Origin of the sequence: Kiloniella spongiae, from assembly GCF_001026905.1 — a bacterium.
Taxonomy (GTDB): domain Bacteria; phylum Pseudomonadota; class Alphaproteobacteria; order Kiloniellales; family Kiloniellaceae; genus Kiloniella; species Kiloniella spongiae.
Genome location: NZ_LAQL01000010.1, coordinates 109,769 through 127,477 on the forward strand (window position 1 = coordinate 109,769; position 17,709 = coordinate 127,477).

Here is a 17,709-nt window from a genome sequence, read left to right on the forward strand (position 1 = left end):
AGATCTCTATGGCATATATATCAATTGACGGGGCGAAGACCCGATAACACGGCCTTCTTTATCAAAAGCACGTAATCGCCAGTCATAGCTTTCACCAGGCGTCAAATTATCCAAAGAAAAAGCGGAAAGTTTAAGCTTTAGATCCTTCGCGGAGACAACTTTCCCTGAAACCACTTTGCTGTGGCCCGGATTGAATATTTCAACCTGATAGGCAAGAGCACCGGGAATATTTTCCCACGCAAAAACCGTATCCTGACTAACCCTTGCACCATTTCCGGGGCTGAGTGTTGTCAGATTATCTTCCGGTCTATTGGTTGTACCTTCAAGAACAAAGTATCTCAACACAGGAAGTTCGGCGATACCATCGGCATCTTCGACGCTGAAAGTCAGCAAATAGAGGCCGTTTTTGGCTGTTGGCAAGGCCGGACTTACTATTCTTGTTCGTCCCTGGCCAGAGCTAACAACCTGTTGACGCACAACTTGCAGGATACGCCCACGTGCACTGCCAAGGCTTGCAGTTGGATCAATAATTCGCCACTCACCTTTCAAAAGCCCGCTACTACGGAAATTTATTTCTGCAATGGCTCTTCTTGTATCGCCCTTTGCGATCACATCGGTTCTGGCGTCATTGTCGAAACGCAGATCAATACGATTAATGCTGAGTGCACCCCCTTGACCTGAACTTGAAAAAACAGAAAGTCGCGCTAAACCTGTCGTTTGCGTATCCGTAAAAATTCTGGATATCAAAACAGATCCGGCGGGGGCTTCGGCTATTTTTCGGGCCAAGGCCGGAGAAATTGAGAGAACCTCGCTAAAGCGTAGTGTTTCACTTTGCGGAGGACTCAGAGTTGATTGCTTAAGCAAACTACCACCAAGTGTGGCGACATTCGTACCGTTAATTTGCAAAACGGCATTTGCTGAGCTGACAGGAACAGTTGATGGGCCAGTTGGCTCAAACCTTGTAACATTCCATGTCAATGATATAGCAGACGCCCCCTTCACATTAACATTTGCGCGTTGTGGCGAAACAGTAACCGAACTCACATTGGCTTCGGCAACTATAGGCACAGCTAGTCCTGCCCCGGATATGACACCCGAAACCAGAACCGCCTTAATAGCTAAGCGAAAATGGTGCTTTAACGCGCAGAACCATGTAGGCCTGATACTCTGTTTCATTTTGAGCACTATCTGTGTTTCCATTGAATTCCTCCATTGATCCTCTCAGGGCCAATGCCAAACCTGGGCGATTGGTGCGAGGTCGAAGGAAAGTCCATTCTACCTCGCTATTAACGATATGACTATCAGATGAGTCGCCGCTACCGTTCGCAAGGTTCAAATTATAATCAATATTTAAGTCAACTTTATCCGGAACAAGCTCTGCTGTCGCCCCCAGATAGAGGTTTGTACTAAAGCTGTTTTTATTTGTATCAAGATCCTCAAACACCCCGAACTGCGTGCCGCCATTAACATCCAGTCTGTCAGAAACAATCCACCCAACATTAAAACCTGTCAGATTGTTAACTGTGTCACTTGATACATTGGTAAAATCATCAAAACGGGAATAGCTATGGGATGCAGACCAATACCAAGCATCATAGTTAGCACCGCCACCCAGTGTAATAGAAGACGATAGATTATCCGTATCACCGCCATCATATCCAGATGGTGTTTTAACACGCCCCAAGCTGGCTAGATAACTGTTCATAAAAATATAGGGTGTTCCCAGCCATTCTGTTGATCCCGTTTGTTGATCAAAGGAATAGTTCAAACCAAAATCAATACTTTCCAAACGATCTGTTGGAACATTTGCGAGATCATCAACGTTATTGGTTTCATGTAATGCATAGAGGTTCGCGGATAAAGCACCCCAATAGAGGTTTGTATAGGCAGAATAAGCATCGCGGTCAGAAACCAGTCCCGGATTGGCCAAGCTTTCAAAGAAAGTATCAACGCGGTCATACCCAAAGCCAACGTCAATATCCAATGCGTCATCCCATACAACTGGCGCTTCTTCAAACAGACCATGTTCAATCAAAAACGAAATAGCATCACTGCTATCTTTTGGTGCATCCCCATTATCACCATCCTGATCAAACAGGGCGTGAGCGTATTGTGCTTTTAAACGGGTTCTATTTTGGCCAAAGCTTTTTTCCAAACCGACGCCCCATCCAGAACCAGAGGCAGCACTATCTAGATCAGAAAGGCCAATGCCACTTCCCTCACCCAAACCGTCGTAGTAAGTACCGGTTAATTTCAATGCATCCACATCAGTTGAAAATGGCTTTACAGCCAGACTAACGCCTTTCAGGCGGTTGTCTGTACTGTTAAGACCAGTCAGATCTGCGGCTCCTGAAACGGACTCTGTACCAAAAGCAAAACCCTGCGCCTCTACCCTGCTATCACTTGTACCAAGTCGTGCGGAAACACCACGACGATAAAAATCTGAAACAAGAAGAGTTTCCAACCCCGTATCATGGTGGCCGAGAGAAAAACCTCCGGCTAAGGTATCCCCTTGATAATCGGCGTTTATATCATATTCCCCCAAATCGACTGCACGTTCAGTCTGGGCAAAATCAACATCACTTTGCACAAGGTAATTTGCATGACCATCCACGGTCCATTTCCCGGCAGAGAAACCCGTGTTGATATCACCACTCCCCGATAAGGTTGAGCGATTAGTCTCATGCCCGATATTTTGCTGCACAACACGTCGACTGAATTCTGTTAAGGTATCAGCACGAAAATAGGCAGAGCGAAGTAATCGTTCTGCCATTTCAATTTCCGGGGTATTTTCATTTAAATCTGAGACATTGCCAACAGGAGCAGCATTAGTAACATTAAAAGTCCATTGTTGCCTAACCTTTGATGTACCATCAGGGTTCAGCGTTACCAATTTCAGTGTATGTTCATTTCCATCCAGTGCTTGAAGCGGCTTGTAGATAAAATCCACGCCATCAAGTGAAAGCAGCGATGTGATATCAATCCCATCCAGTTCTACACCAAGCTGAGTCAGTGTTATCACATCCAGATCATCAGGAAGATCAATGACTATCTTTGCATCAGGTGCGTCAGGAGGTGTAAAATTTGCGGTCCAATCTGCCAAAGTTGGTTGAACGTATAAAAGCGGCAAAACCATTGCCGCTACTAAAGTCCTATAATCATAACGCATCTTTTTTTTAATTTTCAAACACACGCCCGATTTTCCCCAAGGCAGACTTCGTACAATTTTACACCAAGATACTATAGAAATCAGTATTTTGAGCAATCATCCAAAGTGTATCAATTGTATCAGTTAAGATTGAATGTACTATTAACCACAAGGATAAAAGAGTAGCAGAACCTTATTCTAGGCCCTGCCACTCGCTGAGATCCTAATTTTATTCAGGAGTCTGGATTTTCAAACGTTTCGGCCTTTGTGTTTTGGGCTCTGCCTTACCCAAAGGACCTCGTTGAGGTTTTGTTTGCAGGATTGGCTTAACCATTGGTTGATTTGCATTATCCTGACTTTGATAGCCACCCGCTTTAGCTCCACCAGTATTCACAGTTACCTGTGGCGTACAGCGATGCTTGAAGGTCGCAGAACCAAACTCTGTCCATGGTCCATAACTATCGCTATTTTGATCTTTAAGCTGAGCCTCAATAGTCATCGTATGTTCATAGGTTTTGTTAATAGTCGCCCACCACTTGAATTGATGATGATTGTACATTTTATCAATCAAAGGATAGTCAAAATCAAAGTGCCTATTTATTTGGTTGGCTGAATCATAACTGCCCAGATAAACCTGCGGAAGCACGAAGTTCCCTTCACTGTTTTTCACACCGATCTTAAAACGTACAGTTCCTTTACCTGCCCCTTTATAGTTCACACGGATTTTAGGATCAGGCGTTCCTTCTGTACATTTTCCAATGTGATGAGGCATATTTGGCTGGAAAGTTGCCTGATTTAAAAGCAACGACTGATTGTTATTGTATTGCGGTTGATTTTGTTGTCCTAACTGTACATTTAGAAGGGGCTTATCAGTAACCGCAGGATCACCTTTATATTTCACTTGGATAGTGAAGTTTTTAGTTTCAAACCCAGCTTTCCATGGGCTTTGACCAGGGTAAATGTATTTTCCGCACCATCCCGCAATAGAAACAGGTCTTTGCAGGACTATTTCCTGATCATTTTTGTAAAAGCTTGCCTTCGTCCCGCCTCCTTGTATGTGAGCTTGCAACTTTTTATTGATTTCTTCCAATGGATCAACACGAACGACCGGATGACCATTCTTAATTTGGTTGAGAGGAACTATGAAACTATCATCACCATAAGTGCCCTCGGTTATCCACTTCCCTAAGCCACTTCGGGTTTTATTAACAACATCGTAATTGCTTTTATACAAAGCAGCATTCTCGTTGATGTCCTCACTAAACATACTAAGAGGACCAAAATAAATTTTAGCTACTTTAAAGCTAATTTTTTTATCATCACCACATTGAACAAAGCCATCTGCTTCGATTTCAATGGATGATTCCTGTACTTGTAAATTTACGTTACTTGCCAATTTATTTGCTGAAGTATTTTTCACATTAATAACCGCAGCATATCCCGGAAAACTTACATCAACATTTTGTACATATTCTGAATTCCCACTGGATGCTGCATAAACAGCATTAGAAGCTATTGCACTGACACCAAGAGCTGCGGCACTTGCTCCTAGGAATATTTTTTTCAGCTTATTCATTTTGATCTCCTGCTTTAATCAATCATTACTTTCGAACAACGCAATGTTGTCGTTACAGGGTCTGACGGTATAAAAACGGGAAAAGTTCAAAATGAATTATAAAAATTTTCAGATAACAGTTTTATAGCTACCTGATTGCTCCCAAGACAGACGCCCTGATACTCGGGATAAGCCATCCAAAGCATCAGGGCGTGATTATAAGTCGTAATGTTATCAATCGTATTTCAGGGAAAGTATCTATTGTATCAAAGGAACAAGATTACGTTGCTACTCTTTCAAACAACGATAAACAAATTTTTCAGAGACAAAGTCCCCTCATTCGCCCCACTGGGTTCCACGTTTTTCCTTGATCTGAGCTTTAAGATAATTGCGTCATAAAAGATCCCTGACCACCCCTGTGCAACATATGCGCGCCCAAAGGATAAAGAATTTCAGTAGCAATTGTTAATGGTATTTCCGAGTTATGAGGTATTATTTGAGAACCAGCAATAGTTTGCTCATTTTGTAGTAAAACAAACCGAATGGCCCCTATACCAACTGCTGTATAGGAAAACCTGACTGGACTGGTTGTCTCGGCATGACAAACACCAGAATACATTAAGGATGGTTGAAATATCGACACATCTGTCAGCTTTAAGAATGACTTATTAAAATTCGCTATTTGTCGGTCCAGTGACTTCGAGCCAGAAAAATTTTGATCCCCCTTATACCGAATAACAATATTAATAGTTTCAGTATCATAACCAGAAAATCTCTCTCCTTTACTTTCACACTCTGTAATCAGTGTAATAGCCCTCGAGAGTATAATTTCATGACTATCCTGATAAAAATTCTCAAATGTCTTTCCCTCTTCTAAATACCCCAACAGCTTTTTTTGCATCAGCTCCTTCACATCAACACGCAAAGAAGAATGACCATTTGAAATATTTGATAATGGAACTCGAAACACTTGCGGATCAGAACTATACTTCGTCTCCCATTCGGAAGTTGACGCATTCCATTCATTAAGATGTGGAGGATATGTTTCCCCATATAATATGCGGTCAAAAGTACCAAAATAAATTTCCGTATTTTCTGGAACTATTTTCGCATCAATAGAACATTTTACATAACCATCAGCCAATAGCTCCAGATAGGGAGGCACTGTCAAAAACTCTATATTATCAGAGCCATCAGAACGATTAACCTGAAGCACGATATTATCTGATCTTAGTTCCAGATTGACCGCTTTAACAAAACCAGAGCTTTCTTCGGCACCAGCAGAAGCATTCATCATCAAAACAAGAACTGTTAATGACAGCCTGACAAAGTATTTGAAAGGATTGCGGCTACTGTTCGACATTAGAAGTCAGCCCCCCATTGGCGTACAGATTTCGATAAGTGTTCCTGCTGTATCTCGCAAATAGGCAACAGTCTGTCCCCATGGTTTTTCGTGTGGTGCTGAAATTGCGACAGCTCCGGCCTTTACCGCATCATCCCACTTTTGATGAACCTCATTCGTTACAAAAACCATGGTTTGACCGAATGGCAGATTGTTGATTGATAATTTCTGATAATCTCCCTTGAGGCTATCCTTCCCCATTATATGAGAAGCAATGCCAAGAATAGCTCCTTCAGTTTCGAGTTCTCCATAGAGTAAAGAGTCATGCTCTTTGTATTCCATGCGAACTTTCAAATCGAATGCCTGTTGATAGAAATTCAGGATTTCCTGAACATCTTCTACATAAATAACAACAAATCCGAGTTTCATAATAATCCCCTTATTCTTGCCTCTAATGAAGAAACAATACCCATAAAAACCAGTAAGTCGTTGCGCTATAACATCAGGTTCAAAATTTATATAAAAACATTTTTGAACCATCCAAACCTCTGACTCGACAAACGTAACAAGTTGTCAAAAACAAGAGAATAAATTGGAGTTTACAATGGGTAATTATCGCACAGATATCAAAAAGTTAGAAACCAACAATTCAGAAGAATCTTATACAGTTATTTTTGCAGATCTATTTGATGATATCATTACTGATCAGGAAACTCCGAAAGTTGATGCTGTGTTTGTAAGTAATCGTTGGCAAGATTGCGATACTACGGCTTCAAGAGAACCTTCTACTCGGCTTTACAATTTAATTGATAATCATGAACTCGTTAAAAACGTATGAGTTCAGGAAAAGTGTACGAGTTCTGGCATCTAGAGGTTCTTTGATACAATTGAAACCATTAAGGATGCATTCCTGACAAGAAGCCTATTTATGATTCATTCAAGCACATTATCTAAATGATAAGTTTGAAAACCTAAGGAGTGTACAATGCAAATTGTTGGAATTTTGTTTGCGGTACTATTTACAATTGTTGGTACCGGTGCGCTCTATTTGCATAACGCTCAACAGCAAAACGCAAACAATCTTGATGTTGATGGCATGGAGGTCATGGGCATTATCACAGATAAGAATGTTAAAACCCGATATAACTCTAAGCGACGTAAAACAGAAAATTTTGGATATGAAGTTTCCTTTAGTTTTATTCCTCATGAACAGAAAGAACGTCAAGGGAAAGAGGACGTTTCGTTTGAAACCTTTAAGACCATAAAACCAGGTCAAAAGGTTCCTGTACATTATTGGCCAGAAGATCCCGACATCGCGACAATATTTAATGAAAGCTATAGCGACGGAGCAGCATTTTTAAAATGGATGAGTTGGGGGATGTTTAGCACTTCAGGTTTCATCGCATTCCTTCTCTTCCTTGGTCGATTGAGAGTTTTTGGGTAATTGCAGCAATTAATGAAAGGTTTTTCATAATGAGAAAAACAATTACAAAGAAATTAAATATTTTCAACACCTTATTGATATCAGTATCACTGTTATCATCACTTGCTTCAGCCAATGATCAAAAGCCTGCGCTTCACGATACAAGTCAAAAATGTACGTCAGATAGATACCTCCAACCAATTGGACAATTTGCAGTCGATGTCTATTGTGACGACGCTCTCGGCACCAACATTTCAATCGTGAAATTAAAATTTGATGCCCCAATAGTCGGGCCCTATACGACAACAAGAAGAACCTGGCAGGGTGGTGACTGGGCTTTCTCTATTACCAGTTTCATGTGGGGAACAGATAAAAAATCACTTTATGTCGCGACAGAAGGATATAATGGTACCGGTAAAGCCTACTACCTGGATGTTGAAACACAAACCATTCAGGAAATTTGGTCCATGTCCTCTGGAGATTGCGGAAGTGTATTGAAGGGAATGGATAAGAAGACCATTACCCTTGAGAATATTCCTTGCTCTGGAAATAAAGCTCAAGAGGTTAAACTACCCATTCCAACGAATTAATGTGTCTATCTCATAGATAAATAAAGTCATCGATAAAACCCAAATATTCTCCAAAAATTCATCCAGCTATAGATGAAACCGTCCTGGTCTAATGGCCAGGACTTGAGGCGAAGAACAAGTTTGTTTTGTTGTTCATTACCATCAGGAAATAACATTGTTGTAACAACAGAAGCTTTCGCATCTTCATCCTTGGATTGAATGATATACGCTCCCTCGCCATAAAAATCTGCTACATATCTTTCAGATGAGACTTTATTCAAAACAAGTTTATCAACTCCACCTGGCAAGATTGCATTAACTTTCCAATCTTTCGTATAAACAGATACGTCACTAATTGTAACCTTTTCAGGGATATCAGGCATGCCATCCCCTATACTCACATGGAGCTTAAACACAAGCTTCTGCCCTGTTCCTGTAAGATCAATAATTCCTGTTTTTTCCGATATTTCCAGATCACTAACTGAAACAAAATCTACTACCAAAGATTTGGCAAAACTAGCGTATTGTTCACTCTTGTAGTGATAGCTAGGTTGCTCACTTTCTCCGCAACCAAACAGACTGGTAAAAACTAAAACAGGCATAAATTTCTTCAAGTGTGATTTTTTCGTTACGTGGCTTTTTCTACGATCCGAACACATAACCGATGCCTCTTACTGTGCGAATAATTTCAGGTTTTGTCGGGTTTGCTTCAATCTTTCGACGCAAACGAGAAATACGAAGATCTATAGACCTATCGAACGGTTCCCATCCTCTATCGTGTGCCTGTTCAAGTAACTGATCTCGGTTTAATACACGGCCTGTGTTTTCAGAAAAAACACGCAAAAGGCTAAATTCCATAGCTGTTATGGCAATTTCATTATTTTCAGCATCAAAGAGTTGCGCACTATCAAGATCAAGTCGGCATAAACCAAATTGTACTGATCCTTTTATCTTGTTTGAATTTTGCTCTGATAGCGTGCCCGGACGTCTTCGTAACGTTGCCTTTATTCTTGCCTCTAATTCACGCAAGTCGACAGGTTTGGCAAGGTAATCATCCGCGCCCATTTCCAGTCCGACAATTCGATCAACAACCTCTGACGCTGCGGTCAGCATAATGACTGGTACGTCAGAGTTATTTCGTAAATTACGAAGGGCAGTCAGACCATCTTCGCCTGGCATATTAATGTCCAGAATAATTAAATCAGGGGAATGCTCTTCTGATGCTTCGTGCATGGTTTTAGCATCAACAGCTTCAATAATTTCATAGCCACGATCATTTAAATATTCAGCAACCATTTCACGTAAATGTGGCTCATCATCGCAGACAATAATTTTGTAACCATTTGCATTCATGTAAAAACTATTTCCCCGTTTTTTGAATAAGTGATCGCATCATATTGACAAGCTCTTCCGGAGAAACTGGTTTCTCCAGATATAATTGTCCCGAATTCTCTATAAAATCAGCAACTCCCGGGCTCATTGAATCACCTGTCACAAAAGCTGTTTTCGTTGACATCTCTGGAAATTCAACAGCAATACGTTGCAAGAAAGCCATACCATCCATACCCGGCATTTTTACGTCACTTAAAATTGCATCGTATGAATGTACCTTTAGTTCGGAAAGAGCATCTTTGGCTGAGTTAACTGATGTCACTTGATAGCCATCTTCCCTCAGAATTTCACTAATAAGATCTGCGACATCGACTTCATCATCAACAATCAAAATACTTTGTTTTAAATGCTTTTCATCATGTAAATCAGGAGCAATTTTATTCTCCTCGACCACTTCAGAAGCTTTCATTCGAACGGAAAAACAAGTGCCGCTTTTTGCAGATGAGCGGAAAGATAAATTTCCATTGTGGGCATCTACAATGCGATGGCAAAAAGCAAGTCCAACTCCCGTTCCGCTTCCAACATCTTTTGTTGTGAAAAACGGTTCAAAAATTCTGGCCTGTATCTCTTTCGGAATGCCGATACCATTATCAATGACATCAACAATAACTTCGCCTAATAAATCATCAAACGAAGAGCGAATAACAAGTTTCCCCTCTTCTCCCTTTTCAGACAGGGCATGTTCTGCATTCACGATCAAATTGGTAAAGACCTGTGCCATTTGATCATAGTCAGCAGCAACAAGAGGTAAATCCTTCGCCAAAGACAAAGATATATCTGCACCAGAAACTTTCAGTCCGTATCCGGCAACGTCCAGAGCAACTTCAACGGCTTCGTTCAAATTACAATTTTCAATCTGCATGGGGCGTTGTCTGGCCATTGCCAAAAAGGTTTTAACAATTTTGGCACAGCGCTCTGCGGCGATTGCAATCCGGTCAACCCTTCTTTTTATTTCGGGATCGTCTGTTTTATCTTGTAGCATCAAGGCATAACCAACGACGATAGAAAGTGGGTTATTCAATTCATGGGCGACACCGGCAAGTAACCCGCCCAATGCAGAGATTTTTTCATTCTGATGTGCAATTTCCCGCTGCTCTTCCAGCTCTTTTTGCATTTGAAGCTGTTCAGTAATATCTCGCGTTGACGAAACGATAACATCTTCGCCTTTGTAATCAGTTACACGGGCAGAAGTCAGACCTTGCATGATAGACCCATCCCGACGACGGAACTGAACCCTGTAATCATCCAATGTTCCTGTGGGCAGTAAAGCCTTGAGATAATCTTCCCGGTCCTGCGGTTTGATAAAAAAGCTTTTTGCCGTTTTTATATCTCCAAACCGATCCCTTGAAGCTGGCGGACAGTAAACGATTTTTCCGTCAGAAACCCGCGAAACCAAGAAGTTTGCAGGACAGGCCTCAACAATTTTATGAAGCAACATATCCGCTTCACGACTGGCATCTTCAATTTGCCGCTGCTCGGTGATGTCTTTTACTGTAATGAGATAGCCGCCAAAACCTGTTTCATGGGTTGAACCGAGAAACAAATGACCATCGGGCCTTGGAATTTCAAGGTCTTTTGCATAGCTGGTAATGCTTAGGACAACACGATCTATCCATTCTTCCAAAGTGAGGCCTTGGGGCAATGAAAATCCACCTGAAGAAGCCAAATCTCTGGTTATATCCCTGATATTCCGCCCAGGACGTAACAAGTTACCATCCGGTATAACCAGATCTACATATTTTTTATTGGATAAAACAAAACATAGATCAGAATCATAAAGAGCAATCCCGACATCCAGGGATTGAATGGCATCCAAAAGCACTTCAGAATCAGGTGGCGATTGTATTTCAGGTTCAGTTTTATAGGGAACCTTCAGATAACAGGTTTCGCCTTCAGGTGTTTTATAGTGAGAGAGTAAAAACATATCTCCCACAGCATTTCTTCGAACAAAACCACTGCAATTAGAGCGCCATTGATGAATAACATCATTCTTTTTTGATATATTCTCAAAAGAAGTTAACGCCTTATCCAAAATAAATTTTTCTACCTTGGAACCAATCAACTGTTGTCGTGTTTCATCATCTAAAATCAGAAAACTATCATTAATCGTAAGCAAGCGCCCAGAGTTATCAAAGGTCGCAAAACCAGTCTCCATTTGAGATCCCTTTTGTAATACCGTCTCAAACACAGGATACACCCCGTTACTCTCTTTCATTTACGAGCCACAATGCTGTAATTTTCCAAGCCACATTAGAAGATGAAGGTATCTGTTAGATGTCTGAGTAATTATTATTTGTATCAATTGTAACATTATCTATTCGAAATAGGTTTTGCAAAATTCACTCGACCATTTTATTCCATGACAAAATGATGAAATAAAATAAGACATCAGAATGATACAAACGTGCGATACACTATCCAAGGAATTGGATATTTACCCAAAACATACAATTCGACGTACTTAATTAAACAGGTGAAATTTGGGAGTTTGATATCGTGAAATCAGAATTTCTGATACCTGTCATCATCATATCAATACATCTAATCGCTGCTTATTTAGGTTGGCAAAATAGCTGGGCAATCACGGTCCCCAAATGGCTTTTACGCATTACGCTCACCTCTTTGGTTATCTGTTCTTCCTTCTGGATTATGGAAGAAATTCAATATGACCTACGCCCTCAGGTCATTCTCATTTTTATAATTAGTACTGCGCTTTGTCTTTTTATTTGGCTTTCAGCTTCTCAGATTTTTATCTGGAGTATCTTTACACTACAGTTTTTAATTCTGGGGCTAGGATCAATTTGGTTTGTTTTTTTCTTCAGAATAACGAAATTATTTTGACTCTAAATAAACACGATCTTTTCCCTCTCAAGCAACACTTTATCCAGAGAGGGAAAAAATATAGGGCAAATTTTATCCTGTACGAACTTCATTCAAAAATGAATTCACCACATTTTTCAAATCACTCGCCTGAGCAGAAAGATTATCCGAAGCTTTTTGAAGGCTTTCAGCAGAACTGGCAGATTCATCCGCCGCGCTCAACACATCATTAATATTACGAGACACTTCATCAGTCCCATTGGAAGCTGTTTGAATATTACTATTGATTTCCTGGGTTGAAACATCCTGCTTTTCTATTGCCAGAGAAACACTCGTCGTCTTTTCATCAACAGACTGAATACGCCCAAGAATATCTTCAACGCTATTGGTTGTTTCTTGAGCACTGGATTTAATGTCAGCAACTTTTTGTGAAATCTCTTCTGTCATCTTATGTGTTTGCCCGGCAAGAGACTTAACCTCTGTTGCGACGACAGCAAAGCCTTTTCCCGCTTCCCCAGCCCTTGCCGCTTCAATAGTCGCATTTAAAGCAAGTAAGTTTGTTTGTTCAGCAACATCATTAATTGATTTAATAACGCTATCAATTTCATCAACTGCACTGTGTAACTGGCCGAGTTTACTTTTTGATATTTCGGCTGATTGTGCACAAGCTTTAGCTGTATGTGCTGTATCAGTCACGTTGGTTGATATCTCACGAATAGAAGCTGAAAGTTCCCCGGTAGCTTGCGCGGCAATCTGCACACTATTAGATGACTTTTTAGAAATATCGTTCATCGCCGCACTACGAGAAGTTGTCACTTCGGTTGTTTTGCTTAAATCTGTGGCAAGTGCCTGCATATCATTTGCGGCATTTTCAACAGCAGAAACAACGGAACCGACACGGTTATCAAATTCGTTGGCAAGTAAGGTCATAGCTTCTTTACGTTCTTGGGCTTGACGTTTTTCAATATTTTTTTGTTCGGCTTCCAAGCGTTTGAACTCGAGTGCATTATCTTTAAATACATGAACCGCTTTGGTAATTTCACCAACTTCATCAGATGATTTTACAGCCGGGATTTTTACACTCAAATCGCCTTCTGCAAGTTTAAGCATATCGCACGTTAAATCACGCAGAGGTTTAATTGCATTAATTGCCCACCAAACAAATCCAAGACTGATAAATAAAGCTATCGCACAGAATGCAATCATCATTATTTCAAAACGGGAAGCAATCTCACGGGCTTCTGCGCTAACTATTTGATTTTTTGATTCTTCCAGATCAATAAATTGATTAATTCTTGCAAGCCAGGTCACAACAGCTGGGCGCGCCTGTTCCATCAGGATCTTGCGTGCCTGATTATCTTGCCCTGATTGTTGCAGAGATATAATTTTGGCAAACAGAGGTAAAGTGGAAGCCTCGATCTCTTTTATAGATTTAAGAATATTTCGCTCAACAGGATCAATTAGAACACTTGTAGCAAATATTTCATCCATCATTTTCGCTGCTTTGATATAATCATCTGAAAGCTTTTCTATCTCTCCAAGAACAGTCGGCATTTCTGATGGATTAAGTAAAAGCGTCACATCTCTTACCGCAATTGCCCGATCATGAACGGATCCCCGAAAATTAATGGCATAACGCTGTTTAACAGAATTGACATCATTGATTGTTGTTAAAGATTCTTTGATTAAATTAACCTGTGATATTCCAATAACAGTCAAAACAATCATTAAAAAAATTACAGAACTAAATCCGATAACCAAACGTGTTTTTATTTTTAAAGACTTCATTACAGCTTCTAACACCCATGTTATTTAATTTATTCGTGATTAGAACGTTCGCATTTAACATAATTTCACACGGCAAAACTTACTGATCGTTCTACATACAAACATTGTATAAAAGATTAAGAAGCATATATAAAGATAAGGAATTAGAAGCAATCTAGATTGCTTTTTCTTTAAAGTTGTTTAGCTTTATTAAACAGTGACATAATTAGTACTTGTACGATTTATTGATGAATAAAAATCTCTGTTAATTTAACTTCATCATACGTACAGATAAAAACATATTAATTCCAGTTAATCCGAGAATAGATAACCAATTAACAGGGACAATTCTCAATAAGTACATTTCAATTGAAACAGATATCGTGAATAAAATAGCGATTAGAATAACAAGCTCGACAATCACAATGGCTAAGCGCTGTACAACTTGTTTCAATATGCCAAAGATTTCTTTTTGATCAATTAGATAGCATAAACGATTATAATAATACTTAAAAATACACAGCGGGTTATTAGTGATGTTAAATTCTTTGTCTTCTCTTAAAGCAGAAGAAAAAGTACTACCTCTAGTGCGTCCTAAAACATATTTTAAAATAGCATAATGAAAAATCAAAATTAGAATTAGGGTCATAATTTCAATGCTATCAGCTGTAATTCGCATATCCGAAAATACTGCCTCTATGGCGAAATAATCATCCCCCCAGGCAACCAAATTATCAAAAGCCATCGCGTGGATATAAACCCCCGGAATTGGTGATGGCGTCGTTGGAGGAACGACAAAATCCTGAATTCCTTCCATATTAAAGCCAACAAAGACAACTTTATTTGTTATCATTTTTTTAACGCGATCATCAAAATCTTTGATCAAATAATGCGCTGGTAATGTTATTTGTGAAGGGCAGCTTGATACTTGACCACCAACATAATCAATAGCTTTACCTATGAGATCATTTGAAGCATGTTTTTCACATTCAATAGCCTTAAAGAGTTCATTATCAGATAATTGAAAAAAGCTTTTATAATCAGGAATCCTAGAGGACCAGAAAACCCACATATTCCGATCGTAGTTAAAACCATCGTGATCACAGCTTGGTAATTTAGGGTATTTTTTACAATATTTTTTAAAAGCGATCAGGGCAAGAGAATCAAGATAATGATCATCCCCATGTTCCATGGCTATATTATAAATAAAAGGAGAAGCAGCGTTTTTTTTATCACGCCAACCTGCGGATAAAATTACATGCTTGCCTAATTCCGGTATAATGCCATGCTCAGGATATCCTGTATAACTACCGCGTGCTGCTATAACTGGAATACCCTGCTCTTTAGCATAAAGAAGAGTTTTTTCCAACTCTTCAAGAGATCGATCATTTCTTTTATCAACCAGCAAATAATCCAGTACAATCGCAGCAGGTTTGTCTGCGATCAATCTTTGTAAAAGAGAAGCATGAAATCCAAATGATGGTGGCCATTTTTCATTTGTATCAGTTAAAGATTTTTGATTGATCAAAACAACAGTTGAAGCCGAGTTAACAGCTACATTCTCTGGATACAATGAATGGCTAAACAATCTGGTGAACAAACCAAAAGATGCTTGATCTATTGGATCAGCAATTATATCCGGTTCAAAAGAAATAACACCAATGCTCAGGATAATAGCAAATATTGCCGAAGACCAATACCTTAACGAAATACCAGCCTTGGTTACTATCAGTTTCCCTTGAGCATTCACTGACATAATTCACGGCTCTGAGGAAACTTGGCAATACATGACAAGTGATATTGTGTGACATTTTTTTCGTCACCTAGCTCATGAGCCAATCGGATCGCATCTTTGTAGAATAGTAAAGGCCAATCATAATATGCACCGACTTCCTTTACTCTTTCATATGCTTTTTGCTTTTTATCCGTTTTTTCCAACCAATGAATACGATCCTGCTCCATAGCAGCAGGAAGAATACCATGCGAAGATTTGGCTAATTCCAAATTCTTTAATGCGAGACGATAGTTTCTTTGAGACTCTCTTAAATTAGCGAACGCGTTTCTGGTATATGTATGATTTGCTGTCTGTTTTGATACAGCTGCACGCGCCAATTTTTCCAGCCTTTTAAGTTCTTTAGGTGTAACATTTTCCGACTGTGACAAACCTCTGTTAACATCATATGCCATTTGATAATTATTCAAAATAGCACTATTTTCATCAACAGTTTGCGCGAAATTTTCTTTGTTCAGGTTTCTAAAACTTGCTTCTTCATACTCTCGTTGAACATATTTAAATACTTTCAGTTTTCTTTCATCAGGCTCAGGGTGGCGGGAAGCGAAAGTACCTTGAAATTCTTCTAGCCCCTTTGAAACCAAATTTGCTAAATTTAATGGATTATTATTCGTTTGATTTTTGCTCTGTTCTATCGCTTTTTCAAAAGCATTACGTTCAAGTGTAAAGCTTGCTTCAAATTTTTCATTAGCTTCCTTTTCCCGGTCAAAAACCATCAGCGCCTGTTCCGGGTTGTAACCAGCTTTGACCATAAGATCAACGCCAAGCCGATCAGCTTCATGTTCGCTTCTTTTATCCCATACTGGCATAACCAAATCTCGAACCAGAATATCACTACCATACAACTTAATTGCATTCGAGGCTTGTTTTTCCCCACCAGACTGAGACAAAGCGACATCAACTGCAGTCATGATATAAGGTCGTAGTTTTTCTATCACAACGGAGGGGCCATGCTTCAAAAGTATGTGGCTATATTCGTGTGCCAATACAAACGCCAGTTGATCTTCGTTATCAGAATAGACAAAAATACTGTGATTTATATAAATATCACCGCTAGGCATGGCCTTTGCGCCTGGTCCCATATTTGCCAAGATTCGAACCTTTGGTGAAACACTTATATTTGGCCCAACAGCTACAATTTTATCAAGAACACTTTGCGCGTACTGTTCTAGAGAATCATCAGGAATTAATCCGAGAGAATCTCTAACAATAATTCTGCGATCCTTCTCTACTTTTTCAGCATCATAGTTATATAAAACATCGGAAAAATTATAAAGATCAAGATAACGTCCCTCATTACTACTTTGATCAAACGCACCAAAATATGGGAGATTATCAGTAGCTGTCGTAATGCATCCACTCACATAAAAACACAGAAGTATTATGCAGCCTCGAAAGATATTCATTTTGATTTCTCACAATCATTTTTATCGCCAAGACCTTTACCAGTGTTACCGGGCGTAGTTTGAGTGGTGGAATCACACATAATTTTTTTATTTTTTTCAATGTCTGGTAGGCTTACGACAGTGCTTTTAACCCAATAGCTTTTCTCACTGTATGTAATTTTAATATGGTGCATGCTATTGTCAGATGTTTCCAAAAACCAAACCTGTTTCGGAAATTTTTTTGCACTTATGGTTTTTAGTTTTTGAGCATTTAGAGCTGGTTCATTATATAAATCGATATCAAAACCAGGCATTTTTAGTTTGACATCGGTTTTTTTCCAATCAGCATGTACCAATTGAATATTACAAAATGTTATTGCAAGAAAAATATAGAATACCTTCATCTTACCCCCCAATAAGAAGCCACAACACGACACTCACACTATATAATGGTATGTATTTATATTTTTCAACTAAAAAGTTTAGTTTAATTATTTAAAATCTGTAGAATATATT

The 17,709-nt window shown here is 39.4% G+C and carries 15 protein-coding genes; 3 read left to right on the top strand and 12 right to left on the bottom strand.

Annotated features, from left to right (window positions below):
- Window positions 1–6 precede the first annotated feature (6 nt).
- From WH96_RS15650 to WH96_RS15670, 5 genes are all read right to left on the bottom strand, one after another.
- On the bottom strand, window positions 7–1,200 hold the full coding sequence (locus WH96_RS15650; protein WP_156176828.1) for a hypothetical protein: 1,194 nt from the start codon (window positions 1,198–1,200) through the stop codon (window positions 7–9).
- On the bottom strand, window positions 1,112–3,187 hold the full coding sequence (locus WH96_RS15655) for a hypothetical protein (RefSeq protein ID WP_156176829.1): 2,076 nt from the start codon (window positions 3,185–3,187) through the stop codon (window positions 1,112–1,114). Before WH96_RS15655 ends, WH96_RS15650 begins: the two co-directional genes overlap by 89 nt.
- Window positions 3,188–3,377: 190 nt before the next feature.
- Entirely contained in the window at window positions 3,378–4,724 is a 1,347-nt protein-coding gene (locus WH96_RS15660) for a hypothetical protein (RefSeq protein WP_047765148.1), read from the bottom strand.
- Between the two features lie 358 nt (window positions 4,725–5,082).
- Window positions 5,083–6,066 carry a hypothetical protein gene (locus tag WH96_RS15665; protein ID WP_047765149.1) on the bottom strand — a complete coding sequence of 328 codons (984 nt, stop codon included), beginning with the start codon at window positions 6,064–6,066 and terminating at the stop codon, window positions 5,083–5,085.
- Between the two features lie 6 nt (window positions 6,067–6,072).
- Entirely contained in the window at window positions 6,073–6,474 is a 402-nt protein-coding gene (locus WH96_RS15670; protein ID WP_047765226.1) for a VOC family protein, read from the bottom strand.
- A gap of 175 nt (window positions 6,475–6,649) precedes the next feature.
- Here WH96_RS15670 and WH96_RS15675 point away from each other — a divergent pair, with 175 nt between their 5' ends.
- The 3 genes from WH96_RS15675 to WH96_RS15685 all read left to right on the top strand — a co-directional run bounded on the left by WH96_RS15675 (window position 6,650) and on the right by WH96_RS15685 (window position 8,058).
- Entirely contained in the window at window positions 6,650–6,883 is a 234-nt protein-coding gene (locus WH96_RS15675) for a hypothetical protein (RefSeq protein ID WP_047765150.1), read from the top strand.
- A gap of 147 nt (window positions 6,884–7,030) precedes the next feature.
- Complete coding sequence (locus WH96_RS15680) at window positions 7,031–7,489, top strand: DUF3592 domain-containing protein (protein ID WP_047765151.1); 459 nt, start codon at window positions 7,031–7,033, stop codon at window positions 7,487–7,489.
- A gap of 29 nt (window positions 7,490–7,518) precedes the next feature.
- Complete coding sequence (locus WH96_RS15685) at window positions 7,519–8,058, top strand: hypothetical protein (RefSeq protein WP_047765152.1); 540 nt, start codon at window positions 7,519–7,521, stop codon at window positions 8,056–8,058.
- Between the two features lie 26 nt (window positions 8,059–8,084).
- Here the strand turns inward: WH96_RS15685 and WH96_RS15690 are convergent, their stop codons facing one another.
- From WH96_RS15690 to WH96_RS15725, 7 genes are all read right to left on the bottom strand, one after another.
- Window positions 8,085–8,639, bottom strand: coding sequence for a hypothetical protein (locus WH96_RS15690; RefSeq protein WP_047765153.1), 555 nt, complete (start codon window positions 8,637–8,639; stop codon window positions 8,085–8,087).
- Window positions 8,640–8,679: 40 nt separating this feature from the next.
- Complete coding sequence (locus tag WH96_RS15695) at window positions 8,680–9,390, bottom strand: response regulator (protein WP_047765154.1); 711 nt, start codon at window positions 9,388–9,390, stop codon at window positions 8,680–8,682.
- A gap of 7 nt (window positions 9,391–9,397) precedes the next feature.
- Complete coding sequence (locus tag WH96_RS21505; protein ID WP_053006016.1) at window positions 9,398–11,584, bottom strand: hybrid sensor histidine kinase/response regulator; 2,187 nt, start codon at window positions 11,582–11,584, stop codon at window positions 9,398–9,400.
- Window positions 11,585–12,342: 758 nt separating this feature from the next.
- Window positions 12,343–14,037, bottom strand: coding sequence for a methyl-accepting chemotaxis protein (locus WH96_RS15710; RefSeq protein WP_047765156.1), 1,695 nt, complete (start codon window positions 14,035–14,037; stop codon window positions 12,343–12,345).
- A 244-nt stretch (window positions 14,038–14,281) separates the two neighbouring features.
- On the bottom strand, window positions 14,282–15,772 hold the full coding sequence (locus tag WH96_RS15715; protein WP_047765157.1) for a CHASE2 domain-containing protein: 1,491 nt from the start codon (window positions 15,770–15,772) through the stop codon (window positions 14,282–14,284).
- Complete coding sequence (locus WH96_RS15720) at window positions 15,763–17,214, bottom strand: M48 family metalloprotease (protein ID WP_047765158.1); 1,452 nt, start codon at window positions 17,212–17,214, stop codon at window positions 15,763–15,765. The genes WH96_RS15715 and WH96_RS15720 overlap by 10 nt, the downstream gene beginning before the upstream one ends.
- Window positions 17,211–17,597, bottom strand: coding sequence for a hypothetical protein (locus WH96_RS15725; protein WP_047765159.1), 387 nt, complete (start codon window positions 17,595–17,597; stop codon window positions 17,211–17,213). Before WH96_RS15725 ends, WH96_RS15720 begins: the two co-directional genes overlap by 4 nt.
- Window positions 17,598–17,709 lie beyond the last annotated feature (112 nt).

Bases quoted from the DNA above. Each gene is read 5' to 3' on its own strand.
- WH96_RS15650 (WP_156176828.1), bottom strand. From the start codon at position 1,200: ATGGAAACACAGATAGTGCTCAAAATGAAACAGAGTATCAGGCCTACA.
- WH96_RS15660 (WP_047765148.1), bottom strand. From the start codon at position 4,724: ATGAATAAGCTGAAAAAAATATTCCTAGGAGCAAGTGCCGCAGCTCTT.
- WH96_RS15665 (WP_047765149.1), bottom strand. From the start codon at position 6,066: ATGTCGAACAGTAGCCGCAATCCTTTCAAATACTTTGTCAGGCTGTCA.
- WH96_RS15670 (WP_047765226.1), bottom strand. From the start codon at position 6,474: ATGAAACTCGGATTTGTTGTTATTTATGTAGAAGATGTTCAGGAAATC.
- WH96_RS15675 (WP_047765150.1), top strand. From the start codon at position 6,650: ATGGGTAATTATCGCACAGATATCAAAAAGTTAGAAACCAACAATTCA.
- WH96_RS15680 (WP_047765151.1), top strand. From the start codon at position 7,031: ATGCAAATTGTTGGAATTTTGTTTGCGGTACTATTTACAATTGTTGGT.
- WH96_RS15685 (WP_047765152.1), top strand. From the start codon at position 7,519: ATGAGAAAAACAATTACAAAGAAATTAAATATTTTCAACACCTTATTG.
- WH96_RS15690 (WP_047765153.1), bottom strand. From the start codon at position 8,639: ATGCCTGTTTTAGTTTTTACCAGTCTGTTTGGTTGCGGAGAAAGTGAG.
- WH96_RS15695 (WP_047765154.1), bottom strand. From the start codon at position 9,390: ATGAATGCAAATGGTTACAAAATTATTGTCTGCGATGATGAGCCACAT.
- WH96_RS21505 (WP_053006016.1), bottom strand. From the start codon at position 11,584: ATGGAGACTGGTTTTGCGACCTTTGATAACTCTGGGCGCTTGCTTACG.
- WH96_RS15710 (WP_047765156.1), bottom strand. From the start codon at position 14,037: ATGAAGTCTTTAAAAATAAAAACACGTTTGGTTATCGGATTTAGTTCT.
- WH96_RS15715 (WP_047765157.1), bottom strand. From the start codon at position 15,772: ATGTCAGTGAATGCTCAAGGGAAACTGATAGTAACCAAGGCTGGTATT.
- WH96_RS15720 (WP_047765158.1), bottom strand. From the start codon at position 17,214: ATGAATATCTTTCGAGGCTGCATAATACTTCTGTGTTTTTATGTGAGT.
- WH96_RS15725 (WP_047765159.1), bottom strand. From the start codon at position 17,597: ATGAAGGTATTCTATATTTTTCTTGCAATAACATTTTGTAATATTCAA.